Raw genomic sequence first — 24,113 nt, forward strand, 5'->3', positions numbered from 1 at the left:
CGTCGACTCCGACGCCAACGACTCGGACGACTCGACGGACATCTCGTTCGACCTCGACGTGGCGGACGCGGACACCGCGGACGTCGCCGATGTGGTCGACGCTGACGGAACCGACGCGGTCGACGCAGCCGATGGTGACAACGACGCCGACAACGACGCTGACGGCGACAACGACGCTGACGGCGACAACGACGCCGACGGTGACAACGACGCCGACAACGACGGCGGCAGCGATGTGGCCGACGCGGTCGACGCGACGGATGCTGCTGACGCGACGGATGCTGCTGACGCGACGGATGCCGCTGACGCGACGGATGCCGCTGACGCCGCCGACGCCACGGACGCCACGGACGCCGCCGACGGCGGCCCCGACGGCAGCGAGCTCCGCACCCTCGCCTCGGTCCGCTTCTTCGAGGTCATGCGCGGCATGGGCATCGACCAGGAGGTGACCGCCGTCGGGTTCATGCCCGGTGAGACGGTCTCCGCCACGGTCAACTCCACGCCCATGCCGCTGCCGGACCAGATCGCCCCCGCGAACGGGCAGGTGACCTTCACCTTCCCGATCCACGAGGACTTCGAGATCGGCCAGCACTCGGTCACCATCTCGGGCAGCGTGACCGGCCCGGTGGACGTGCCGAACACGCGGTTCTCGGTCATCGGCCAGACGGTCCCGGCCGGTCTGCCGAGCACCCCGATCCGCGGAGGGACCGGCGGCTACGGCGGCGGGATCCTCCCGGTCACGGGCGGCGACGCCGACGGGATGCTCTTCCTCGGCGGCATCGCGCTCCTGATGATGCTGACGGGCGCCGGTGCCCTGCACCGCGGCCGTCGCAGCCGCCAGGTGTGACGCACCGCTGACGCAGGCGGGCGGGTGATCCGGCACGACAGCCGGGTCGCCCGCCCTCCCGCTCCCGCCGTCCGCCCCGCGGAGAGACCGGCGCAGCACGAACCGCAGGACCAGCACGACGGCTCGGCAGGATCCACCCGCTCCCGCCGCCGACAGGACCCACCCGACGCACGAGGGGGACGGCGCATGACCGACACGACCCACCACCACGACACCGGCACCGACGACGCCCGGGACGCGGACGGCCTCGAGGCCGACGCCGAGGCCGACCCCGCCACCGACGCGACCGCGTCGCCGCCGGCCGCGGACCCACCCGGAGCGCACGCCCGGGACCGCCGGCCGCTGACCCGCGGCGCCCGCATCGGCACCGCGATCGCCGCGCTCGTCGTCGCCGTCTACGTGGCGACCACGATCCTCATGGTCGTCCCGCAGACCTCCACGACCCGCGCGCTCACCGCCCCGGCCCGCCCCTACTTCGGCCAGCAGTGGAACGTGTTCGCCCCCTCCATCCAGAAGACGAACCGCTACCTCCAGATGCAGGCGCAGTGGCGCGACGGCTCGGGCGCGCTGGTGAAGAGCGAGTGGGTGGACATCACGGACGCCGAGTACGAGTCGGGCGACGGGCACGTCCAGGCGTCGCGCGCCAACAAGCAGAGCGCGAACCTCCTCAAGACCTACAGCGCCCGCTACCTCGCCCTCAGCGAGGAGCAGCGGGCCGTCGCGCGGGACACCTTCATCCGGCGCACCGACGACGGCTTCGCGGCCAAGACGCCGACCTCGCTCGTCCAGCAGCTCACGGGCCTCACCGAGGGCACGAGCGGTCGCGTCGTCTCGTTCCTCCGCTACGACTACGTGATGAAGGAGTTCGCGACCTACTGGGGGACGGCCTACTTCGGCCGCGACGTGGAGCGCGTCCGCTGGCGCATCGTCACGACGCGCCCCAACGACTTCGAGCACCGGCTCGACCAGGAGCGCCAGTTCGCGCCCTCGGTCCGCACCTTCGGATGGCGCCACGTCGACGACGTCATCGACCCCCGGGCGCTCGGCGCCTACCAGGCAGTGGTGGAGAGGTACGCACGATGAGCACCCGCACGGACGACACCCGTCCCGCCGACCGTCCCGTCCCCGCGGCCCCTCGCACCGGCCCGCGCGCCCAGGCGGCCGCTCGGTTCCGCCAGGTGATGCAGGACCGCGAGCTGCTGCGCGCGCTCCGCGACCCGCGCGGCTGGCCCCGCGGCGTCGCCATGTGGATGACCGAGCGGGAGCACGCGACGTACAGCTTCGCCGCGCTCCGCATCACGCTCGGCTCCGTGATCCTGCTGGTGCTCGTCACCTGCTTCGCCGACCGGCACTACCTCTGGGGCGTCGGATCCCGGTTCATCGACCCCGAGGCGAGCCGCCGCGGGTGGCCCCCGTTCTTCGAGGGCATCTTCTCCAAGACCGACGCGACGCTGTTCGACCTCGCCTACCTCGCCCTGGCGGCGCTCGCGGTGCTGTTCACCCTCGGCTGGCGTTCGCGGATCGTGACGCCGTTCCTCCTGCTGCTGTGGATCAGCCTCTCCACCAACAGCACGCTGCTCAGCAACGGCGGCGACACCGTGCTGCGGCTCACGCTGTTCTTCGCCCTCTTCGCCGACCTGTCGCGGCACTTCTCGCTCGACGCCCTGCGCCGCCGCCGCGAGGCCGAGCCGGGCGCCCGGCGCCCGTCGTCCGCCGTGGTCGCGACGCGTCGCCTCGTGGCGCGGATCCCGCGGCTCGTGCCGGTGCTCCTGCACAACACCGCGCTGGTGCTGTCGGCGTACCAGATCATGCTCATCTACGTGAACTCCGCGTTCCTCAAGCTGCAGGGGGAGGAGTGGCGGGACGGCTCGGCCACCTACTACTCGCTCGTCATCGACGGGTACCGTCCGTGGCCGTGGATCAACGACCTCCTCGTGCAGTCGAGCATCGGCATCGCGCTGGCGAGCCTCGCCGCGGTGGCGTTCCAGGGCCTGTTCCCGCTGCTGATCCTCTGGCGGCCGACGCGCATCGTGGCGCTCGTGGTCATCACGGGCATGCACGTGATGATCGGCGTGCTGCTCGGCCTGTGGCCGTTCTCCCTCGCGATGATCGCGCTCGACTTCCTCTTCGTGCGCGACGCGACCTGGCGGGAGGGGTTCGCGCTCCTCGGGCGCTGGCGGTCGCGGACGCCCCGGCGGATGCGCGAGCGCGGGGGCGTGCACGGGCGCCGCGCCTCCGCTCCCTCCCCAGCCGCGTCCGTCGAGGCCCCGGCCGAGGCCTGACCGGCGGGCGGCGGGACGGTCGGGGGTGCCCGGTATCCTCGGGACCGTGGTCACCGCCCTGTATCGCCGTTACCGGCCAGAGAACTTCGTCGAGCTCATCGGCCAGACGCAGGTGACGGATCCGCTGCGCACGGCCCTCCGCACCAACCGCGTCAACCACGCGTACCTGTTCAGCGGGCCGCGCGGCTGCGGCAAGACCACGTCGGCCCGCATCCTGGCGCGCTGCCTCAACTGCGCCGAGGGGCCCACCGACACCCCGTGCGGCGTCTGCCCGAGCTGCGTCGAGCTCAGCCGCGACGGCAGCGGTTCGCTCGACGTGGTCGAGATCGACGCCGCGAGCCACAACGGCGTCGACGACGCACGCGACATCCGCGAGCGCGCGGTCTTCGCGCCGGCGCGCGACCGCTACAAGATCTTCATCCTCGACGAGGCGCACATGGTCACGCCGCAGGGCTTCAACGCGCTGCTGAAGATCGTGGAGGAGCCGCCGGAGCACGTGAAGTTCATCTTCGCCACCACGGAGCCCGACAAGGTCATCGGCACCATCCGCTCCCGCACGCACCACTACCCGTTCCGGCTCGTGCCGCCCGCGCAGATGCTCGACTACGTGGAGCACCTGTCCCGCGAGGAGAGCGTGCAGGTGGCGCCCGGCGTGCTGCCGCTCGTCGTCCGCGCCGGCGGGGGATCGGTGCGCGACACCCTGTCCCTGCTCGACCAGCTCATCGCGGGGTCGGAGGACGAGAGCGTCGAGTACGAGCGCGCCGTCGCGCTCCTCGGCTACACGCACGCGGCCCTGCTCGACGAGGTCATCGACGCGGTCGCCCGGCACGACGCGGCCGGCGCCTTCGCGGGAGTCGACCGGGTCATCCAGACCGGGCAGGATCCGCGCCGCTTCGTCGAGGACCTCCTCGAGCGCCTGCGCGACCTCATCATCGTGGGCGCCACGTCCGTCGAGGGCGCGGCCGCGGTGCTCCGCGGCACCCCGGAGGACGAGCTCGAGCGCATGCGCGCCCAGGCCGTCGCGTTCGGCGCCGTCGAGCTGTCGCGCGCCGCGGACGTGGTCAACGCCGCCCTCACCGAGATGACGGGCGCCACCTCGCCGCGCCTGCACCTCGAGCTGCTGGTCGCGCGCGTGCTCGTCCCCGCCAGCGACGACACGCACCGCGGCGCCCTGGCCCGCGTCGAGCGCCTCGAGCGCCGGGTGGGCGTCGCGGACTCGGGGGCGGATCCGGCTCCGGCCGCTGCCGCTGCCGCTGCCGCTGCCGCTGCCGCTGCCGCTGCCGCTGCGCCCGCACGCGCTGTCGCCTCCGCTCCCGCTGCCGCTCCAGTGCCAGCTCCGGCTCCGGCGCACTCGGCGGATCCCGTGCCGGCGGTCGACACCGCCCCGGCGCAGCCCGTCACGTCCGCGGACGAGGCGTCCGCGGCCGAGGCGCCCGCGGACGAGGCGCCCGCGACCCCGCAGGTCCGGGAGACCACCGAGGCCGTCGCCGCGCCGGCCGCCTCCACGCCGCCGGCATCTTCTTCCGCGACGCCCGCGACCACGCCGCCGGCATCCGCTCCCGCGACGCCCGCGCCCGTCGGCCCCATCACGTTCGAGCAGCTCCGCGACGCGTGGCCGTCGGTCGTCGAGGCGGTGGAGAAGGCGAAGCGCAGCGCGTGGCTCGTCGCCGTCACGGCCACGCCCCGTGCCCTGGCGGGCGACGTGCTCACCCTGTCCTTCGTCAGCGCCAACGACGCCGAGCGCTTCAAGGAGCGCGGCGTCCCGGGGCAGGGCGTCAGCGACATCCTCCGCACCGCCATCCTCGAGGTGCTCGGCCTCCGCGTGAAGTTCATCGCCCGCGTCGAGCCCCACGGCGGCACCCCGGCACCGTCCGGCACCCCGGCGCCGACCGGCACCCCGGCGCCGACGGGTGGGGCCGCCGGGCCCACGGCACCGACCCCGGCACCCGCGCCGGCAGCCGGTCCCCGGTCCGCGGCGGCCGCATCCGCACCGTCCGCGCGCGACGGCGAGGCCACCCCCGCGGCGAGGTCGACGCCGCCGGCAGCCGCCAACGCCCCTCGCGCCAAGACGTCGCCTCCCGCGAAGACCACGCCGGCCGGCGGCGGATGGGCCACCGTCGCCATCCCCACGTCCGACCCCGGCGCGAGCGATCCCGCTCACGACCGGCGTGCCCCCGCGGCGCGTCCGGAGCGCCCCGTGCCGCCCGTGCCGTCCACGCCGCCGTCGGCACCCGCCGCCGCGACCCCCGCGCCCCCCTCCCCGGCCGCCGCGACCACGACCGGTCCTGTTCGTCGCGGATCCGCGGTCGTCCCGGACGCGCACGTGCCCGACTTCGAGGAGCCGGAGCCGGACGAGTTCGGCCCCGCGGAGCCCGGCTGGGCCACCGGCGACGGCTCGCCCGACTCGGCCCCGCCGGTGTCGCGCCCGGCCCCGGCGGTCGCCGCGCCGTCGGCGCCCGCGCAGACGCGAGCGCCGTCCGCATCGACGACGGCGCCGGACGCGAGGGAGTCCACCGGTCCCGCATCCGCCCCCGCCGCGAAGACCGCCCCGCAGCGCTACGGCGAGTCCGTCGTCCGCGAGATCCTCCAGGCGAGCTTCATCGAGGAGAAGCCCGTCGAGCGCAAGGCCCGCCCCACCATCCGCCCCACAGGTCAGGACTAGCGCCGCATGTACGAGGGAATCGTCCAGGAGCTGATCGACGAGCTCGGCCGCCTGCCGGGCATCGGCCCGAAGTCCGCCCAGCGCATCGCGTTCCACATCCTCCAGACGGAGACGTTCGACGTGTCGCGCCTGGCCGAGGTGCTCACGGTGGTCCGCGACAAGGTGCGCTTCTGCGCCATCTGCGGCAACGTCAGCGAGGAGGAGACGTGCGGCATCTGCCGCGACCCCCGCCGCAGCCCCGCCACCATCTGCGTCGTGGAGGAGGCCAAGGACGTGGTCGCCATCGAGCGCACGCGCGAGTTCCGCGGGCTCTACCATGTCCTCGGCGGGGCCATCAGCCCCATCGACGGCATCGGACCGGACGACCTCCGCATCCGCCAGCTCATGCAGCGCCTCGCCGACGCCACCGTCACCGAGGTCATCATCGCCACCGACCCGAACCTGGAGGGCGAGGCGACCGCCACCTACCTCTCGCGGCTGCTCTCCACCTTCGACATCCGCGTCACCCGCCTCGCCTCCGGCCTCCCTGTCGGCGGCGACCTCGAGTACGCCGACGAGGTCACCCTCGGCCGTGCCTTCGAGGGCCGGCGCCTCGTGGGGGAGTGACCCGGCGCCCCTGCGTCATGCGGCGGATCCGCCGATGCCGCCCCCATATGATCGTGATCCGGGCCGCCCGCGCCCACCCGAGCCCCAGGAGTCGCCCGTGAGCCTCATCGTGCAGAAGTTCGGCGGATCGTCGGTCGCCGATGCCGAGAGCATCAAGCGCGTCGCGAAGCGCATCGTCGCCGCGCGGAAGGCCGGCAACGACGTGGTCGTCGCCGTCTCCGCGATGGGCGACTCGACGGACGAGCTGCTCGACCTGGCCCACGAGGTCACCCCCATCCCCGCTCCGCGCGAGCTCGACATGCTCCTCACCGCGGGCGAGCGCATCTCCATGGCGCTCCTCGCGATGGCCATCAAGAGCATGGGCTACGACGCGCGCTCCTTCACGGGCAGCCAGGCGGGCATGATCACCGACGCGCAGCACGGGGCCGCCCGCATCGTCGACGTCACGCCCGGCCGCGTCCGCGACGCGCTCGGCGAGGGCGCCATCGCCATCGTCGCGGGCTTCCAGGGCTTCAACCGCGGCACGGGCGACATCACCACCCTGGGCCGCGGCGGATCCGACACCACGGCGGTCGCGCTCGCGGCGGCCCTCGGCGCCGACGTCTGCGAGATCTACACCGACGTCGACGGCATCTTCACGGCCGACCCGCGCGTGGTGCCGCTCGCCCGCAAGATCGACCGCATCACGAGCGAGGAGATGCTCGAGCTCGCGGCGTCCGGCGCGAAGGTCCTCTACATCCGCGCCGTCGAGTACGCCCGCCGGCACGGCGTCCTGCTGCACGTCCGCTCCTCGTTCACGCACAACGAGGGCACCATCGTCTACAACCCCACGGATGGAGAGAATGTGGAAGAGCCCGTCATCGTCGGCGTCGCCGCCGACCTCAGCGAGGCCAAGGTCACGGTGGTCGGCGTCCCCGACGTACCGGGCAAGGCCGCGCAGATCTTCACCATCGTCGCCAAGACCGGCGCCAACATCGACATGATCGTGCAGAACGTGTCGGCCGCCGCCACGAGCCTCACGGACATCTCGTTCACCCTCCCGAAGTCCGACGCCCAGCGCGTGCTGACGGTGCTCGCGGCCGAGAAGGACGCCGTCGGGTTCACGGGCCTCCAGCACGACGACCAGATCGGCAAGCTCGCGCTCGTCGGCGCCGGCATGCGCACCAACGCCGGCGTCTCCGCGCAGCTCTTCACGGCGCTGTCCGACGCGGGCATCAACATCGAGATGATCTCCACCAGCGAGATCCGCATCTCGGTCGTCACGCGCGCCGACACCATCGACGAGGCCGTGCGCGTGGTCCACCACGCCTTCGGGCTCGACGCGGACGACGTCGCCGTCGTCCACGCCGGCACCGGCCGCTGACCCGCACGCCCGCGCACTGCAGGAGGAGACACCCGTGACCGACGCCACCCCCATCGGATCCGCCCCCGCCCCCGAGACCGCCGGCCTCCGCGTCGGCGTCGTCGGCGCCACCGGCCAGGTCGGCGCCGTGATGCGGCGCCTGCTCGAGGAGCGCGCGTTCCCGATCGCGGAGATCCGGTTCTTCGCCTCGGCGCGCTCGGCGGGCACCACGCTCCCGTTCGCGGGCCGCGAGGTGGTCGTGGAGGACGCGGCGACCGCGGATCCCACGGGCCTCGACATCGCGCTGTTCTCCGCGGGCGCCACCACGTCCCGGGCGCAGGCGCCGCGCTTCGCCGAGGCGGGCGTGCTCGTCATCGACAACTCGAGCGCCTGGCGCATGGACCCGGACGTCCCGCTCGTCGTCTCCGAGGTCAACCCGGAGGCCATCGCGGACGCGCGCCGCGGCATCATCGCGAACCCCAACTGCACCACCATGGCCGCGATGCCCGTCCTCAAGGTCCTGCACGAGGAGGCCGGCCTCACCCGCCTCGTGGTGAGCACCTACCAGGCCGTCTCCGGATCCGGCCTCGTCGGCGCCGAGGAGCTCGCGGGCCAGGCCGAAGCCGCGGTCGCCGCCGGCCCGGATGCGCTCCGCCGCCTCGTCCACGACGGCCGTGCGGTCGAGCTGCCCGAGCCCGCCGTCTACCAGCGCCCCATCGCCTTCGACGTCATCCCGCTCGCCGGCAGCATCGTCGACGACGGCCTGTTCGAGACCGACGAGGAGAAGAAGCTCCGCAATGAGAGCCGCAAGATCCTGGGGCTCCCCGACCTGCTCGTCAGCGGCACGTGCGTGCGCGTCCCCGTCTTCACCGGCCACTCGCTGTCGGTCAACGCCGAGTTCTCGTCGCCCCTCAGCGTCGCGCGCGCCACCGAGCTGCTGTCGACGGCGCCCGGCGTCGAGCTGTCCGACATCCCCACGCCTCTCCAGGCCGCCGGCACCGACCCCAGCTACGTCGGCCGGATCCGCGCGGACGAGGGCGCGCCCGAGGGCCGTGGACTCGCCCTCTTCATCAGCAACGACAACCTCCGCAAGGGCGCCGCGCTCAACGCCGTCCAGATCGCCGAGGTCGTCGCGGCACACCGCTGATCCCTCCCCAGCCGCGCTCGTGAGGGTCGCCGTACCACTCCCCGGGGCCCCCGAGGGGGCCCGAGAAGGCGGGCGTACACTGATCCGGTGAGCGATACAGCGGAACCGGTAGACGTCGTCCTCGTCGGCGGGGGCATCATGAGCGCCACGCTCGGCACCCTCATCAAGCAGCTCGAACCGGACTGGACCATCCAGATCTTCGAGCGCCTCGGCGAGGTCGCCATGGAGTCCAGCAACCCGTGGAACAACGCGGGCACCGGCCACGCGGCGCTCTGCGAGCTGAACTACACGCCGGAGAAGGACGGGAAGATCGAGATCGGGGCGGCGACCCGCATCAACGAGCAGTTCCAGCTCTCCCGCCAGTTCTGGGCCCACCTCGTCACCGCGGGCGCCGTGCCGGAGCCCAAGGAGTTCATCAACCCCACCCCGCACATGACCTTCGTGCGCGGCAAGGAGAACGCGGAGTACCTGCGCCGCCGCTTCGACGCCCTGCGCGCGCACCCCCTCTTCGAGGCCATGGAGTACACCGAGGACCCGGCCGTCATCCACTCCTGGGCCCCGCTCCTCGTGCTGCAGCGCGACAAGGACGAGGTCATCGCGGCCACGCGCTTCGAGGGCGGAACCGACGTCGACTTCGGCGCCCTCACGAACAAGCTCGTCGACTACCTCACCGAGCACGGCGCGGCCCTGCACCTCAACCACGAGGTCCGCAGCCTGTCGCAGGACCCGGACGGCAGCTGGCGCCTCCGCATCCGCAACGACGTCGGCCGGTCGACCGTGCAGGTGCACGCCAAGTTCGTCTTCATCGGCGCGGGCGGGGGAGCGCTGCCCCTCCTGCAGAAGTCGGGCATCCCCGAGATCAAGGGCTTCGGCGGCTTCCCCATCAGCGGCGAGTGGTACCGCACGGACGACCCGGAGATCGTCGCCAAGCACCGGGCCAAGGTCTACGGCAAGGCCGCCATCGGCTCCCCGCCCATGTCGGTCCCGCACCTCGACACGCGCGTCGTGGGAGGCGAGACCTCGCTCCTCTTCGGGCCCTACGCCGGCTTCAGCCCGCGCTTCCTCAAGAAGGGCTCGCTGCTCGACCTCTTCGCCTCCATCCGGCCGCACAACATCATCCCGATGCTCGCCGTCGCTAAGGACAACCTGGGCCTCATCAAGTACCTCGTGAGCCAGCTCATCGCCTCGAAGGAGACGAAGTTCGACGCGCTCCGGGAGTTCATGCCCACGGCCGACCCGAAGGACTGGTACCAGGTCACGGCCGGCCAGCGCGTGCAGGTCATGAAGAAGGACGCGCAGAAGGGCGGCGTGCTCCAGTTCGGCACCGAGGTCGTGGCGGCGGCCGACGGCAGCATCGCGGGCCTCCTCGGCGCGTCGCCCGGCGCCTCCACGGCGGTCCCGATCATGCTCGACGTGCTGGAGCGCTGCTTCCCGGAGCGCATGGACGGGTGGCGCAAGCCGCTGAAGCGCATGATCCCGAACTACGGCACGCTCGTCGCGTCAGACCCGAAGAAGACGCCGAAGATCATCCAGGAGACCACCGAGGTCCTCGAGCTCCAGCACTGAGCAGGGGGCGGTCGCGCCGCGTGCGGCCGCCCTCTCCCGCCTCCGTCCGCATCGCGTTCGAAAGTGTGTTCGAATGGGCGCATGAGATGGAGCGCGCAGAAGCTGTCGGACGCGAGCGCGGATGCACTGCCCGGCCTCGTGCGGTTGAGCAATTTCGTGCAGAGCGTCCGCACCCCGGAGTTCCAGGGCGTGACGTTCCACGAGGTGCTCGCCAAGTCGGCGTTGAACCGCGTGCCGGGGGAGTCGAAGGTCATGCCGTACGGGTGGACCATCAACCCGTACCGCGGCTGCACCCACGCCTGCGTCTACTGCTTCGCGCGCCCGACGCACGCCTACCTCGACCTCGACGGCGGCCGCGACTTCGACGACCAGATCGTCGTGAAGGTCAACGTCGCGGAGGTCCTCGCCCGCGAGCTCGCGAAGCCCACCTGGACCCGTGACGCCGTCGCGCTCGGCACCAACACCGACCCCTACCAGCGCGCCGAGGGCCGCTACGCGCTCATGCCCGGCATCATCGCGGCGCTCGCGTCCTCCGGCACGCCGCTGTCGATCCTCACCAAGGGCACGCTCCTCCGTCGTGACCTCCCGCTGCTGGCCGAGGCGTCGGCGACCGTCCCCGTCGACCTGGCGATGAGCATCGCCGTGCTCGACGACGACCTGCAGCAGTCCGTCGAGCCGGGCACGCCCACGACCGCGGCGCGTCTCGCGACCGTCACCGCGATCCGCGAGGCGGGTCTGGATTGCACGGTCTTCATGATGCCGATCCTGCCGATGCTCACCGACTCGGTCGAGCACCTCGACCACGCGCTCACGCGCATCCGCGAGGCCGGCGGCACGCGCGTCCTCTACTCGGCGCTGTACCTCAAGCCCGGCGTGAAGGAGTGGTACCTGGAGTGGCTCGAGCGCGAGCGCCCGGACCTGGTGGGCCGCTACCTGGACCTGTACGCGCGCGGCGCCTACGCCCCGCAGGCGTACCGGTCGTGGCTGAAGGCCCGCATGGACCCGCTGGTCCGGCGGCACGGGCTCGGCGGCGGCCGGGTGGACCCGCGCACGGGCGGCGTGCTCTCCCGGGCCGACGTCCCCGGCATCGAGGGCCAGGTCGCCCGGCCCGGAGCCGCGCGACCGGGGTGGAGCCAGGAGGGCGCGGACAGCCGTGCCACCACGTCCCGAGGGCGCGGGAGCTGGGCGACCGGAGCCGCCCTCGCGCCGGCGCCGGGGCCCCTGGTCGCGGCCGCGCTCCCCGCCGGGCCCGCGGGCACGCAGGCCACCCTCTTCTGAGCGGCGGCATCCGCGGCAGGGGCGGGCGGCGGCAGCGGTGTCCGCGGAGGGTCCGGGCCGCCGCCGAGCCGTGCGCGCTGGCTACAGTTCTCCCATGACCACCCTGCGGCTCCCCGGGGCGGGGCCGAGGTCCGCCGACGGGCGGGGGATCGCGCAGCCCGTCCGCGTCGCCGTGCTCATGGGCCAGGTGCCGGCGCTCGACGAGGTGTGCTCGATCCTCCGCGAGCGCGCCCCCGAGGTCGACGTGGTCGTCGGCACCACGGGCTGGCTGCAGCTCGTCCAGTCGCCGCGCTTCCCGACCGAGGTGGTCGTGCTCGACTACGAGCTCGCCGACGCGGTCAGCCTCGAGGGGCGCGTGCGGTCCTGCCGGGCCGCCGGGGCGAGCGTCGTCGTCCTCTCCCGTTCCGGGAGCCCGGAGGTGCGTCGCCGGGTGCTCGACTCCGGTGCCGCGGCGCTCCTCGCCGGCCCCGTGCCCGCCCGGGACATCGTCGCCGCCGTGCGCTCCGTGGTCGCGGCCGCCCGCACCGCCGTCCCCGCGCCGGAGCCGGCGCCCGCGTTCACGAGCCCGCGCCTCAGCCAGGGCGAGGAGCAGGCGCTCCGCCTCTACGTCACGGGCCGTTCGACGCTCGACGTGGCCGCCCAGATGAACGTGCAGTACGAGACCGCGAAGACCTACCTCCGGCGGGCCCGGGCCAAGTACCGTCTCGTGGGCCGCGCTGCCGGGCGCCGGGCGGACCTGATCGAACGGGCCGCCGAGGACGGCTACCTTCGGTAGATGGCCAAGCTCTACTTCCGATTCGGCGCGATGAACAGCGGCAAGAGCACCTCGATGCTGCAGGCCGCGTACAACTACGAGGAGCGCGGACAGCACGTCCTGCTCACGAAGCCCGTCATCGACACCAAGGGCGACCGCGACATCGTCTCCCGCCTCGGCGTCCGGCGTCCGGTCGACTTCCTGCTCGAGCCCGACGCGGACGTCTGGCAGGAGTTCGGGATCCACCGCGACCGCGTGCTGCAGGAGCTCGGCGGCCCCACCGCGTGCCTGCTCGTCGACGAGGCCCAGTTCCTCCGCGAGTCGCAGGTCGACGACCTGCTGCGCATCGCGATCCTGCAGGACGTGCCCGTCATCGCCTACGGGATCCGCACCGACTTCCAGACCGTCGCGTTCCCGGGGAGCCGTCGCCTGCTGGAGATCGCGCACAGCCTGGAGGAGATGAAGACCATCTGCCGCTGCGGACGCAAGGCCGTGTTCAACGCCCGCCAGGTGGGCGAGCGCTTCATCTTCGCCGGCGACCAGGTCGCGATCGACGGCGAGGACGTGACCTACATGTCGCTCTGCGGCGCGTGCTACCTGGCCGAGAGCGGGGGAGCGCTGTCGAGCGGCCGTCCGGTCGAGGCCGCGCCGGCGGGCTTCGGCTACGCGGCGGGACCGGACGCCGACTTCACCTGATCGGGGACCGCTCCGGCCGGACGCCGCGCCGCGGTCAGTCGCGCAGGTAGCGCAGCCCGCATGCCGTGAGCACGCCGGTGATGAGCAGGGTGGCCAACGGGACCAGGGCAGCGCAGACGTCGGGCATCGGGATCCGGACCTTCTCTTCGGGTGAGCGTTCGGTCGAGCGGGGCGCGGGTGGGTGGTCCGGCCCCCGCCGTCCACGCTAGCCTCCCTCCCCGCGGCTGCCCCGCCCCAGAAGACGGGGCACGAGGCGATGGACGACATCGGCACCCGAGGAGGTCGGACGACGGCTCCCGGCTGTGGGAGCATGGGCGGAGGTGCCGTCGGGGGGCACCGCACCGACGAGGGGGAGCGCCTGTGGAACTGCGTGAATACATCCGGATACTGCGACGTTCGTGGATCCTCATCCTTCTGGCGCTGCTGCTGGGGGTGGGGGCCGCTGCCGGCTACTCGCTCGCGCAGACGCCGGAGTACCGGGCATCCGCGAAGGTCTTCGTGTCGACGCAGTCCGCGGGCTCCGTGACGGACCTCAGCCAGGGCAACGCGTTCACGCAGCAGGCGGTGAAGAGCTACGCCGACGTCGTGTCCACGCCCGTCGTGCTGGAGCCGGTCATCGCGCAGCTGGGGCTGGACGAGACCGCCGAGACGCTGGCGCCGCGCATCTCGGCTTCCGCCGCGGCCGACACCGTCATCATCGAGATCGCGGCCGAGGACCAGCAGGCGGAGTCCGCCGCGTCCATCGCCAACGCGGTCGCGAAGAGCTTCTCCGACGTCGTCGGGCAGCTCACCGCGGAGAACACCGGCGGGCAGTCGCAGGTGAAGGTCACCACCCTGCAGGAGGCGCGGATCCCCGCCGCCCCCGTGTCGCCGCGCGTGCCGCTCAACCTCGCGCTGGGCGCGCTCGTGGGCCTCGCGCTCGGCATCGCCGTCTCGGTGCTCCGCTCCACCCTGGACACGCGCATCCGCGGCGAGCGGGACCTGCGGCTGGTCACGCACGCGCCCGTGCTCGGCGGCATCGCCTTCGACCCGAAGGCGAAGGAGCGTCCCCTCATCGTGCAGTCGGACCCGCGGAGCCCCCGGGCCGAGTCCTTCCGCAGCCTCCGCACGAACCTCCAGTTCCTCGACTTCGGCGGACGCGCGCGCAGCTTCGTGATCACGAGCGCGGTCGAGTCCGAGGGCAAGTCGACGACCACCGCCAACCTGGCCATCGCCCTCAGCGACGCCGGTGCCCGCGTCGCCGTGATCGACGCCGACCTCCGCCGTCCGAAGCTCGCGTCCTACCTCGGGCTCGAGGGAGCGGTCGGGCTCACCGACGTGCTGATCGGCCGCGCGACGCTCGCGGACGTGCTTCAGCCCTGGGGCAACCGCAACATGTTCGTCCTGCCCGCCGGCCAGATCCCGCCGAACCCGAGCGAGCTGCTCGGATCGCGCACCATGGTCACGCTGCTCAAGGAGCTCGAGGCGGAGTTCGACACCGTCCTCATCGACGCGCCGCCGCTCCTGCCCGTCACCGACAGCGCGGTGCTCTCCAAGAGCGCCGGCGGCGCGATCCTCGTCGTCTCCTCGGGTCGCGCGCACCGCGGCCAGGTGCACGCCGCAATCGAGTCGCTCAACAGCGTCGGCGCGGAGGTGCTGGGCGTCGTCCTCACCATGCTGCCCACGAAGGGCCCGGACGCGTACGGCTACGGCCAGTACGGGTACTCGTACGTCCGCCCCGAGGGCGCGGACGGCACCGCCCCCGCCCCCGCGTGACCGGCCGGCCGTCCGCCTCCGGGCGCGACGGCCGAGCCCGTGTCGTCGGGAGCAGCCCGGTGCGGGCCTGTACCATCCGCATGACACCACCGCTCCATTCCGCATCTCCCGCTGCGCGGAATCCGCGTCCGAGCTCCCCACCGGGGTCGGACCGCGGATCCCCGTCCGGACGCGGTCGGGGGTCGACCTCACGCGAGGCCGCATCCGCCGTCCGCTCGATGCCCGCGACACCGGGAGACACCATGTCGGCTCAGGCCGAGGCGCCGACGCGCCGCCCAGGAGGACGCTCCTCCGACCCCTGCGCCCGCCGATCCGAGGGAGCCGTCCGTGGCTAGGCCCTCGTCCGACAGCCGGAAGCCGATGGCGGTCACCGGCCGTCCCTCCCGCCGCCCTCGGTCGCTGTCCCGCCTGCTCCCCGGGGTCGGGGTGACGGCCGTGGTCGCCTTCCTGGTCATCGACCTGATCCTGGTCTCGGCCGCCGTCACCCGCACCGGCGGCGGCAGCGGCGCGGCCACCGGCGCCGCCGCGCCGACCCCGGAGGCCGCCGCGACGACCGAGTCCGCGCCGGAGCCCGCCGCTCCCGCTCCCGCACCCGCGCCGTCCGCCGCGCCGTCCGCCTCTCCGTCCGCGGCACCCGTCGCATCCGTCGCCGCCCCGACCGTGTTCCTCGCCGCGGGGAATGCCGACGTCGCCTGGCGTGCCACGGCCGGTTCCTGCACCGGCGAGGCCGCGCGGATCCAGACCACCATCGACCGGGGTCGCACCTGGGACACCCGCACGACGGACACCTTCGACGCACGGCGCGTGCTCGCGCTCTCGGTCACGGGCCCCGACGTGGGCAGCATCGTCGCCGATGTGAAGACCGCCTGCTCCCGCACGGCGCTGCAGAGCTTCACGGGCGGCGAGTTCTGGCGCGACGCGCCGGCGCTGACGACCACGACGGCCTACGTCGACCCCGCCCAGCCGGGCATCGTGCACCTCGCCCAGGGCCAGCGGGACGCCCCGTGCGGCGACGCGGTCCAGGTCGTCGACAGCGGCCAGGCCGCCGCGGTCCTCTGCGCATCGGGCGCCGTCCACGTGCGCTCGGGCGGCGGCGACTTCCGGCGCGTGGACGCGCCCGGCGTCCTCGCGCTCGCGCTCGGCCCGGACGGCATCCTCACGGCGGGCACCTCCGACTCCTGCCGCGGCACGAGCGTCGGTCGCATCGTGCCGGCGTCCGGCGCCGTCAGCGTCGCCGGCTGCGCCTCCGCCGTCCCCGCGAGCGGGGCGGTGGCCCTCTCGGCCGCGGGGCGCGACGTGTGGCTCCTGACGGGGGACGCCGTGAGCGTCTCCACCGACGGCGGGGGCACCTGGTGACCTCCTCCACGATCCGCTCCCGCCACGTCCGCCGCTCCCGACGTCCCTGGACGCGCCGCCGGATCCTCGCGGCCGTCGCCGCTGGCCTCGCTCTGCTCGTCGTCCTCTGGATCGCCTGGATCGCGGCCCGCGCCCTGCTCGCCCGCGCCGAGCTCGAGCAGGCGGTGCCGCTCGCGTCGTCGGTGCAGCGCGACCTCCTGGCCGGCGACCCCGCCGGCGCGGCGGCCGGCGTGGCGAAGCTGCGCGAGCACTCGTCGCGCGCCGTCGCCCTCACGTCGGATCCCGTCTGGGCCGCCACGGAGGTCGTCCCGGGCGTGGGCCCGAACCTCCGCGCCTTCCGGTCGGTCGCCGCGGTCGTCGACCACATCGGCGGCGAGGCCCTCCAGCCCGTGGTGGGCATCGCCGGCACCCTCGACCTCGGCAGCCTCACGCCGAAGGACGGGCGCATCGACCTGGACCCCATCATCGCGGCGCAGGAGCCGGTGCGGCAGGCGGACGACGCGCTCGACACCGCACTCCAGGACGTGACGGCGATCGACACGGGGTCGACCGTCGCGCCCGTCACCGACGCCGTGACCCGCCTGCGCAAGACGGTGACGTCCGCCGCCGAGACGCTCGCCATAGTGCGCCACGTCGCGGACCTGGCGCCGGCCATGCTCGGCGCGGACGGGAACCGCGACTACCTCCTCATGTTCCAGAACAACGCGGAGGTGCGCTCGACGGGCGGCATCCCCGGGGCTCTCGCGCTCCTGAAGACCGGAGACGGCGCGTTCTCGCTCGGCACGCAGGACTCCGCCCGCGCGTTCCCCCGCCTCGCCGAGCCCGCGCTCCCGCTGGATACGCAGACCGCGGGCCTCTACGGCACCATCACGGGTCGGTACATGCAGGACGTCACCCTCACGCCCGACTTCACCCAGGCCGCCCCGCTCGCCGCGGAGATGTGGCGCCTCAAGCACCGCGAGCCGGTCGACGGCGTCATCAGCATCGACCCGGTCGCGCTGTCCTACCTGCTCGAGGCGACGGGGCCGATCACGCTGCCGACCGGGGACGTCTTGCGCTCGGACGACGCCGTCGACCTGCTGCTCCACGACGTCTACCTCCGCTATCCGAATGCCGACGTGCAGGACGCGGTGTTCGCGAGCGTCGCGGAGGCGGTCTTCTCGAAGGTCTCCTCCGGCGACGTGAAGCCGGCCGCCCTCGTCTCCGCGCTCACCCGCGCCGCCGAGGAGCGCCGCATCCTCATCTGGAACGCGCGACCGGACGAGCAGGCGACGCTGGACGGCACCACGCTGCAGGGCTCGCTGCCGGCCGACAACAGCGAGTCGACGGTCTTCGGCGTGTTCCTCAACGACGCGACCGGCGCCAAGATGGACTACTTCCTCAAGCTCGCGACGTCGCAGGGCATGGCGATGTGCCGCGACGACGGCCGCCCGAACTACCGCACCGAGGTCACGCTCCGCTCCACGGCTCCCGCGGACGCGGCATCGCTCCCGTACGTCGTCACCGGCGGCGGGCAGTACGGTGTCCCACCGGGCGACGTCAAGACGCGCGTGGCCGTCTACGGGCCCCCGGGCACGATCCCCTTGAGCGTGCGCATCGACGACCAGGAGACGGGCTTCCAGCCCGAGATCGTGGGCGGGCGCGCCGTGGCGCAGGTCGAGGTGACGCTCGCGCCCGGTCAGGAGGTCCGCATTTCGGTGGACACCCTGGGGGACAAAAAGACCGACACGCCGCTCTCGATCGTGACGACGCCGGTGATCGACGCCACGGAAACGCAATTCCGCTCGCTCTCCTGCGACGGATCCCGGTAGTGTGGCGAGTGGGGGATTGACCGACGGCGGACCCGAGTCCGTCGAGTGCCCCCTTGCACCGCGCAATCTCACCCAGGGGGAACCACACATGCTCAAGAAGATCCTTGCCGGGGCGGCCATCGCGCTCGCCGCCACGTTCACCGTCTCCACCGCTGCCAACGCGGACCCGTACACGCCCGAGGGCGGCGTCACCGTCAGCGACGCGACCGTCGCTCCCGGCCAGAGCACCGTCCTCACCTTCGCGGACGGCTCCTTCGCGCCGAACAGCCCCGTCACCGTCACCATCACCGGTGAGGACGCGGCCAACGCCACGCTCGCCTCGTTCCGCACGGCCCCGATGGCCGTCACGTCGAACTCCATCACCAAGACGTCGAGCAACGCCGGCGGCCTCCGCGTCACCGTCACCCTGCCGGCCGGTTCCGCCTCGGGCTCCTACACGCTCGTCGGCACGGACGCCCAGGGCAACACCGTCTCCACGTCGATCTCGGTCGTCGCGGCAGCCGGCACCGGCACCTCCAACGGCACCGGTTCCGCCTCGGGCCTGCCCGTCACCGGCGGTCAGCTCCCCGTCGTCCTCATCTGGACCGGCGGCGGCCTGCTGCTCCTCGGCGCCGCGCTCGTGGTCGTGCTGACCACGGTCCGTCGCCAGCGTGGAACGGTCTGATCCACATCACGACACACATCGCCTGACTCCACGGAGCAGTGCGATGGAAGGCCCCGAGGCATAGCCTCGGGGCCTTCCGCCGTCTCCGGGCGCCCACCCCCAGTCCGGGGCCCATCCCGTCCCGGGGAGCGGTCGCGTGGACCGGACGCGGATAGCATCTCGATCGTGGGTTTACCCGACCCGCTGTCTGCCTGACGGCGCCGACCCGAAATCGCGCGCCGCGGACACCACCGCCCCGAGGCGATACCCGTCGTGCCCCCGCACGTCCGCCTCGGACGTACCCGAGAAGGCCACCCGAGATGCTCGCCAAGACCCTGGCGGGCGCGTTCGTCGCGCTCGTCATCACCGTTTCCGCTCCCCTCGCCGCCCAGGCCGAGAACTACGTGCCCACGGACTCGCTGCTCTCGTGCGGCGGCATGTCCGTCACCCCGGCGGCCGTCGCACCCGGCGAGGCCGTGACGATCAGCGGCGCGGCCGGATCGTTCGCCGCCGGCGAGACCGTCGCCCTCCGCCTCTCCGCCACCCCCGGCGCACCCGCCGCGGCAGGGGACCCCGCCGTCTCCGTCAGCGCGGCGGCCGACGGCTCCGTCATCGGCAGCCTGACGGTCCCGGCCACCGCGACCGGCACCTGGCGCGCCAACGAGGACGCGGCATCCGGCTCGCACTGGTGCGGACTCGTCTCGGTCGTCCCCGGCAGCACCGCCACCGCCTCGACCGGCTCGCTCCCCATCACGGGCGGCACGCTGCCGACCGGGCTCGCGGTCACGGCCGGCGGCCTGCTCCTCGCCGGCGCCGCGGCGGCCGGCATCGCCGCGTCGCGCCGAGGTCGCGCCTCCTGAGGCGCGACCGCATACGACCCCCGATGCGGGCGGCCCCGATCACGACCGGGGCCGCCGGCGTCGGCGCGTCCGCACCGCGATGGCCGCCGCGAGGGCCGCGCCGATGACGGCGCCCGCCCCGTTCTCGGCGACGTCCGAGAGGGAGGCCACCCGCGCGGGGAGGAACGCCCCCTGCGCGAGCTCGACGCACGCCGACAGCGCGGTGCCCGCGAGGGCGACCGCCCACCAGCGCCGCATCCCGAACGCGAGCACTCCGAGCATCCCCAGCGGCACGAACAGGGCGACGTTGGCGCCCTCCTCGATCATCGAGTAGCGGAAGGCCGGCACGCCGTGGAATTGCACGAAGCGCACCCCCCGCATGAGGAGCGGGTAGATCCCGCGGTCGACGCTGTCCGGCGTCAGCGTCACGAGCGCCACGAGGCCCACGTAGAGCGCGAGGAGCCCGCCGGCCTGGCGGTGCCGCCGGCGCATCAGCCGTCGTTCCCGCTCCACGCCCCAGGGCGACGGCGTGGCTCCGCCATCCGCCGACCGGCGTGGGGGAGCGGGGGCGGCGGGATCCATGTGGCGGCAGACTAGCAACGCCTCCTGGGGCCGGGGACGCCGCCTGCACGCATCCTCCGTCCCCCGTCGCATTCGGCTCGTACGTGCACTCATCACATTTCGGCCACGGGGAGCTGGGACCCTACCTGAGGCGGATGTCCGGCCTCGGCGCGCAGGTTAGATTCAGAGCATGAGGAAAACTGACCTGACCATCTCGACCCGGTTGGGCGCGTTCCTCGGACTCGTCGGCATGAGCACGATCGCCGGGGTGCTCGTCGCCGCGATGGTGACCCCCGCGATCGCCGTCTCGGGCATCGCCGCCAACAGCACCATCGGCGTGTTCGAGGACATCCCCGACAACCTGCAGATCGACAACCTCGCGCAGAAGACGGTGCTGTTCGCCAAGAAGGGCGACCAGCAGGTGCCCTTCGCCGAGTTCTTCTCGCAGGACCGCGAGGAGGTCCCGTGGGAGGCCGTCTCCCCGTACGCGAAGGACGCGGCCATCGCGACCGAGGACCCCCGCTACTACGAGCACGGCGGCGTCGACGTGCTGTCGGCCGCCCGCGCGCTCGCGCAGAACGTCCTCAACGACGAGGTGCAGTCCGGCGCCTCGACGATCACCATGCAGTACGTCCGCAACGTCCTGGTCCAGAAGGCCCAGAACATGGTCGACTCCTCCGACAAGGCGACGCAGGCCGCGGGCCGCAAGGCGTTCCAGGAGGCCACCCAGCCCGACATGCCCCGCAAGCTCAAGGAGATGCGGATGGCGATCGGGGTGGAGAAGAAGTACTCCAAGAACGAGATCCTCCTCGCCTACCTCAACATCGCGAACTTCGGCAGCCGCGTGTACGGCATCGAGTCCGCGGCGCGGTACTACTTCGACGTCTCGGCCGCCGACCTCACGCTCGACCAGGCCGCGACCCTCATCGCGACCGTCAACGCGCCGGAGATCTACAAGATCGACAACCCGGCGAACCTCGAGCGCAACAAGGCCCGCCGCGACCTCCTGCTGCGGAACATGCTCAAGGAGCAGAAGATCACGCAGGAGCAGTACGACGCGGCCGAGGCCACGCCGATCACGCCGAAGATCACGCCCTCCACGAGCGGCTGCATCCAGGCCGACCCCATCTCCGCCGCGTACTTCTGCGACTACGTGAAGAACGAGATCCTCACGAACAAGGAGTTCGGCGACACGGCGGCCGAGCGCGACGCGGTGCTCAAGCGCGGTGGCATGCAGGTCTACACGACGCTCGACCTCGACATCCAGGGCAACGCCGCGGAGCAGATGCGCAAGCAGGTGCCGGCGACGGCGCGCTTCACGAAGATCGGCGGATCCGTGGTCTCCCGCGAGGTGAAGACGGGTCGCATCATCGCGATGGCGCAGAACACCGACTACGGCGTCGCGGCCGACCAGCCCGGTGTCACCGAGATCAACTACTCGGCCGACAAGGCGCACGGCGGCTCCGCCGGCTTCCAGGTGGGCTCGACCTACAAGATCTTCACCCTGGTGGATTGGCTCAAGAGCGGGAAGTCGATCTACCAGACGGTCAACGCGTCCAAGACGCTCTGGTCGCAGAACGAGTTCACCGCGTGCGGGGGCCCGCTGGCCGGCAAGGCCTACCAGGTCACCAACGACACGAACACCGGTCCCACCTCGAACCAGACCGTCCTCGCGGCGACCGTGGCCTCGGTGAACTCGGCCTTCATCGCGATGGCGAGCCAGCTCGATCTGTGCGACATCAGCCAGACCGCGCGGGACATGGGGATCTACAACGCCGACGGTCGCGAGCTCTCGAGCGTCCCGTCCGACGTGGTGGGATCCGGCGCCAACAACGTGGCCCCGCTCCAGATGGCGACCGCCTTCGGCTCCGTCGCGAACCAGGGCACCATGTGCCCGCCGGTCGCGATCGACAAGGTCGTCCTCCCGGACGAGTCCGAGCTCGTGACCCCGAAGAGCGAGTGCGCGCAGGCCATGAGCCCCGAGGTCGCCAACACGGCCGCCTTCACGCTCAAGGCCGTGATGGGCGGCACCGGTGCGGCGTCGAACCCGCGCGACGGCACCGAGATCATGGGCAAGACGGGCACGACCGACCGATCGAAGGACACCTGGTTCGTCGGATCCTCGACCGAGGTCACGACGGCCGTGTGGGTCGGCAACGTGGAGGGCTTCGCGTCCATGCGCCGCAACGTCCTCAACGGGTCGGCCGCGGACAGCGCGCGTCACCGGATCTTCAAGCCGCTGCAGACCTTCATCGACGACCGCTACCCGGCCGAGGGCTTCCCCTCGCCGAGCAGCACGTTGACGAAGCGGCCCTATGTCGCGCCGAAGCCCCAGCCCACCCAGTCGGCCGCGCCCGAGGCGCCTCCGGCGCCGCCCGCCCCGCCCGCGGGGGAATGAGCCCGCGCTCGATGGGGAGCGCGCGCCGACGGCCGTCGCCTCCGGGCGGCGGCCGTCGTGCTGTGCGGCCGCCGGCCCCGGATCGAGCGCCTCGTAGACTGGACGACCGCCGATCCACCGACCCGGGAAGGCCCTCATGACCGGGACCCCGACGTCCGCACCCGCACGCCTGCGCACGCTCCTGCCGGGCATCGAGGGTCTGCGCGGCGTCGCCGCGGTCGCCGTGCTGCTGTACCACGTGCAGCGCCAGCTGGCCCGGCCGACGACCGACGTGCCGCTCGTCGGCGAGGTCGCCTTCTTCAGCCACGGCGTGACGCTGTTCTTCGTGCTGAGCGGCTTCCTGCTGTTCCTGCCGTTCGCACGTGCGCTCGTCGACGGCGGGCCGATGCCGCGGCTCTCCAGCTACGCCGCCAACCGCGCGCTCCGCGTGCTCCCCGGGTACGTCGTCGTGCTGCTGCTCGTGAGCCTCGTGCTGCGCGTCGCGATCCTGCCGCGGGAGACGCGCGACGACGGCATCTCGCTGGGCACGCTGGGCCCGGTCGACTCGGTCCTCAACGCGCTGCTGCTCCAGGGGTACAGCCCGCGCACGCTCCGGAGCGGCATCGAGGTCGCGTGGACGCTGGCGGTCGAGGTGTCCTTCTACGTCGTCCTGCCGGTGGTGGCGCTCCTCGCCGCGCGGCTGCTCCGAGGACGCGCGACGTGGATCCGCGCTCTCGCGCCGGCGGCGGCGCTCCTGCTGGTCGGCGTGGCCGGCAAGATCTGGTCGATGGCCGCGCAGGCGCCGCTCGGCCACCGCGGCCGGCTCGCGAGCGAGTGGGGAGTGACGTGGGAGGCGGTGGTGAACCGCAGCATCCTCGTGCACGCGGACCTCTTCGCCTACGGCATGGCGGCGGCCGTGGTCCTGCTCGCCCTGTCCGCCGACGAGAGCCTGCGCGACCGCGTCGCCCGCTGGCGCGTGCCGGTCGGGATCCTGGCGGCGGTGCTCATCGTGGTCGCGTCCGAGGCGCCCGTCGAGGCGTTCGAGGAGAGCGTCGTGGCGGCCTCCTGCGCCACGCTGCTGCTCCTCGTGGCGCTGCCGCGGCGCGGGGGATCCCTAGGCCCGGTGACGCGGGTCCTCGAGCTCCGGTGGATCGCCTGGCTCGGCACGATCTCGTTCAGCGTCTACCTGTGGCACCTACCGGTGATCCGGTTCCTCCGTCGCGCGGGCCTCGTGCTGCCGGACACGCTCGCCGGCTTCGCCCTGAACACGCTCGTGGTGGGGGCGGTGACGCTCGTGCTCTCGGCGGCGACGTACTACGCCATCGAGCGGCCGGCGCTGCGGCTGAAGCCCGGAGGGCGGTGACCCGCGACCGCATCGCCTGCTCGGACGACGAAGGGCCGCTCCCGGAGGAGCGGCCCTTCGTCGTGCTGCTGTTAATGCGGTGCCTCCGGAGGAGGCGGTGTGTCGGGGTAACAGGATTTGAACCTGCGACCTCTTCGTCCCGAACGAAGCGCGCTACCAAACTGCGCCACACCCCGATGGCCCGAGGACCGAGTTCTACGATACCCGATGTTCCGGGCTCCCGCGTAC

The 24,113-nt window shown here is 72.9% G+C and carries 19 protein-coding genes and 1 tRNA gene; 18 read left to right on the plus strand and 2 right to left on the minus strand.

The annotated features are described in order from the left end of the window. The 16 genes from AWH51_RS10430 to AWH51_RS10505 all read left to right on the plus strand — a co-directional run. Positions 1 to 847: LPXTG cell wall anchor domain-containing protein (locus AWH51_RS10430; RefSeq protein WP_131798129.1), on the plus strand; the 847-nt coding region annotated here is incomplete at its 5' end. Positions 848 to 1,033: 186 nt separating this feature from the next. Beyond that, entirely contained in the window at positions 1,034 to 1,930 is an 897-nt protein-coding gene (locus AWH51_RS10435) for a DUF5819 family protein (RefSeq protein ID WP_063072011.1), read from the plus strand. Further along, positions 1,927 to 3,129, plus strand: coding sequence for an HTTM domain-containing protein (locus AWH51_RS10440; protein WP_063072012.1), 1,203 nt, complete (start codon positions 1,927 to 1,929; stop codon positions 3,127 to 3,129). The genes AWH51_RS10435 and AWH51_RS10440 overlap by 4 nt, the downstream gene beginning before the upstream one ends. A 46-nt stretch (positions 3,130 to 3,175) precedes the next feature. Next, positions 3,176 to 5,791 carry a DNA polymerase III subunit gamma and tau gene (locus AWH51_RS10445; protein ID WP_063072054.1) on the plus strand — a complete coding sequence of 872 codons (2,616 nt, stop codon included), beginning with the start codon at positions 3,176 to 3,178 and terminating at the stop codon, positions 5,789 to 5,791. A gap of 6 nt (positions 5,792 to 5,797) precedes the next feature. Continuing rightward, positions 5,798 to 6,397, plus strand: a complete 600-nt coding sequence (gene recR, locus AWH51_RS10450) for a recombination mediator RecR (RefSeq protein WP_012297640.1) — start codon at positions 5,798 to 5,800, stop codon at positions 6,395 to 6,397. Between the two features lie 97 nt (positions 6,398 to 6,494). Next, positions 6,495 to 7,760, plus strand: a complete 1,266-nt coding sequence (locus AWH51_RS10455) for an aspartate kinase (protein WP_063072013.1) — start codon at positions 6,495 to 6,497, stop codon at positions 7,758 to 7,760. Between the two features lie 34 nt (positions 7,761 to 7,794). After that, positions 7,795 to 8,886, plus strand: coding sequence for an aspartate-semialdehyde dehydrogenase (locus AWH51_RS10460; protein WP_081235047.1), 1,092 nt, complete (start codon positions 7,795 to 7,797; stop codon positions 8,884 to 8,886). Positions 8,887 to 8,973: 87 nt separating this feature from the next. Further along, complete coding sequence (locus tag AWH51_RS10465) at positions 8,974 to 10,452, plus strand: malate:quinone oxidoreductase (RefSeq protein ID WP_081235049.1); 1,479 nt, start codon at positions 8,974 to 8,976, stop codon at positions 10,450 to 10,452. An 81-nt stretch (positions 10,453 to 10,533) separates the two neighbouring features. Then, positions 10,534 to 11,730 carry an Rv2578c family radical SAM protein gene (locus AWH51_RS10470; protein ID WP_063072015.1) on the plus strand — a complete coding sequence of 399 codons (1,197 nt, stop codon included), beginning with the start codon at positions 10,534 to 10,536 and terminating at the stop codon, positions 11,728 to 11,730. Positions 11,731 to 11,824: 94 nt separating this feature from the next. After that, the gene (locus AWH51_RS10475; protein WP_175345508.1) at positions 11,825 to 12,505 is read left to right on the plus strand and encodes a helix-turn-helix transcriptional regulator; all 681 of its coding nucleotides are present in this window, start codon (positions 11,825 to 11,827) and stop codon (positions 12,503 to 12,505) included. Next, the gene (locus AWH51_RS10480; RefSeq protein WP_063072016.1) at positions 12,506 to 13,180 is read left to right on the plus strand and encodes a thymidine kinase; all 675 of its coding nucleotides are present in this window, start codon (positions 12,506 to 12,508) and stop codon (positions 13,178 to 13,180) included. A gap of 360 nt (positions 13,181 to 13,540) precedes the next feature. Beyond that, entirely contained in the window at positions 13,541 to 14,935 is a 1,395-nt protein-coding gene (locus tag AWH51_RS10485; RefSeq protein ID WP_063072017.1) for a polysaccharide biosynthesis tyrosine autokinase, read from the plus strand. A 327-nt stretch (positions 14,936 to 15,262) separates the two neighbouring features. Further along, positions 15,263 to 16,291, plus strand: coding sequence for a hypothetical protein (locus AWH51_RS10490; RefSeq protein ID WP_254654536.1), 1,029 nt, complete (start codon positions 15,263 to 15,265; stop codon positions 16,289 to 16,291). Further along, complete coding sequence (locus AWH51_RS10495) at positions 16,288 to 18,102, plus strand: DUF4012 domain-containing protein (protein ID WP_063072019.1); 1,815 nt, start codon at positions 16,288 to 16,290, stop codon at positions 18,100 to 18,102. Before AWH51_RS10490 ends, AWH51_RS10495 begins: the two co-directional genes overlap by 4 nt. 88 nt (positions 18,103 to 18,190) lie before the next feature. Then, the gene (locus tag AWH51_RS10500) at positions 18,191 to 18,766 is read left to right on the plus strand and encodes a hypothetical protein (protein ID WP_063072020.1); all 576 of its coding nucleotides are present in this window, start codon (positions 18,191 to 18,193) and stop codon (positions 18,764 to 18,766) included. Positions 18,767 to 19,065: 299 nt separating this feature from the next. Continuing rightward, a complete protein-coding gene (locus AWH51_RS10505) occupies positions 19,066 to 19,605 on the plus strand; it encodes a hypothetical protein (RefSeq protein ID WP_063072021.1) in 540 nt (179 codons plus the stop codon). Positions 19,606 to 19,644: 39 nt separating this feature from the next. Here AWH51_RS10505 and AWH51_RS10510 read toward each other — a convergent pair whose 3' ends face one another. Beyond that, entirely contained in the window at positions 19,645 to 20,166 is a 522-nt protein-coding gene (locus AWH51_RS10510; RefSeq protein ID WP_063072022.1) for a VanZ family protein, read from the minus strand. Between the two features lie 169 nt (positions 20,167 to 20,335). On the opposite strand from AWH51_RS10510, the gene AWH51_RS10515 reads away from it, so the two are divergent. Together AWH51_RS10515 and AWH51_RS10520 are read left to right on the plus strand one after the other, a co-directional pair. Then, the gene (locus tag AWH51_RS10515; RefSeq protein WP_063072023.1) at positions 20,336 to 22,543 is read left to right on the plus strand and encodes a transglycosylase domain-containing protein; all 2,208 of its coding nucleotides are present in this window, start codon (positions 20,336 to 20,338) and stop codon (positions 22,541 to 22,543) included. 136 nt (positions 22,544 to 22,679) lie between these two features. Continuing rightward, the gene (locus tag AWH51_RS10520; protein ID WP_063072024.1) at positions 22,680 to 23,885 is read left to right on the plus strand and encodes an acyltransferase family protein; all 1,206 of its coding nucleotides are present in this window, start codon (positions 22,680 to 22,682) and stop codon (positions 23,883 to 23,885) included. Between the two features lie 102 nt (positions 23,886 to 23,987). Here the strand turns inward: AWH51_RS10520 and AWH51_RS10525 are convergent. After that, a tRNA-Pro gene (locus AWH51_RS10525) sits at positions 23,988 to 24,061 on the minus strand. Positions 24,062 to 24,113: the final 52 nt, after the last annotated feature.

The sequence above is a fragment of the Clavibacter tessellarius genome, assembly GCF_001618005.1.
GTDB classification, from domain to species: domain Bacteria; phylum Actinomycetota; class Actinomycetes; order Actinomycetales; family Microbacteriaceae; genus Clavibacter; species Clavibacter tessellarius_A.

What these genes read in the sequence shown, in the direction of transcription:
- AWH51_RS10435 (WP_063072011.1), top strand. Translation starts at nt 1,034, where the DNA reads ATGACCGACACGACCCACCACCACGACACCGGCACCGACGACGCCCGG.
- AWH51_RS10440 (WP_063072012.1), top strand. Translation starts at nt 1,927, where the DNA reads ATGAGCACCCGCACGGACGACACCCGTCCCGCCGACCGTCCCGTCCCC.
- recR (WP_012297640.1), top strand. Translation starts at nt 5,798, where the DNA reads ATGTACGAGGGAATCGTCCAGGAGCTGATCGACGAGCTCGGCCGCCTG.
- AWH51_RS10470 (WP_063072015.1), top strand. Translation starts at nt 10,534, where the DNA reads ATGAGATGGAGCGCGCAGAAGCTGTCGGACGCGAGCGCGGATGCACTG.
- AWH51_RS10475 (WP_175345508.1), top strand. Translation starts at nt 11,825, where the DNA reads ATGACCACCCTGCGGCTCCCCGGGGCGGGGCCGAGGTCCGCCGACGGG.
- AWH51_RS10480 (WP_063072016.1), top strand. Translation starts at nt 12,506, where the DNA reads ATGGCCAAGCTCTACTTCCGATTCGGCGCGATGAACAGCGGCAAGAGC.
- AWH51_RS10500 (WP_063072020.1), top strand. Translation starts at nt 18,191, where the DNA reads ATGCTCAAGAAGATCCTTGCCGGGGCGGCCATCGCGCTCGCCGCCACG.
- AWH51_RS10505 (WP_063072021.1), top strand. Translation starts at nt 19,066, where the DNA reads ATGCTCGCCAAGACCCTGGCGGGCGCGTTCGTCGCGCTCGTCATCACC.
- AWH51_RS10510 (WP_063072022.1), bottom strand. Translation starts at nt 20,166, where the DNA reads ATGGATCCCGCCGCCCCCGCTCCCCCACGCCGGTCGGCGGATGGCGGA.
- AWH51_RS10515 (WP_063072023.1), top strand. Translation starts at nt 20,336, where the DNA reads ATGAGGAAAACTGACCTGACCATCTCGACCCGGTTGGGCGCGTTCCTC.
- AWH51_RS10520 (WP_063072024.1), top strand. Translation starts at nt 22,680, where the DNA reads ATGACCGGGACCCCGACGTCCGCACCCGCACGCCTGCGCACGCTCCTG.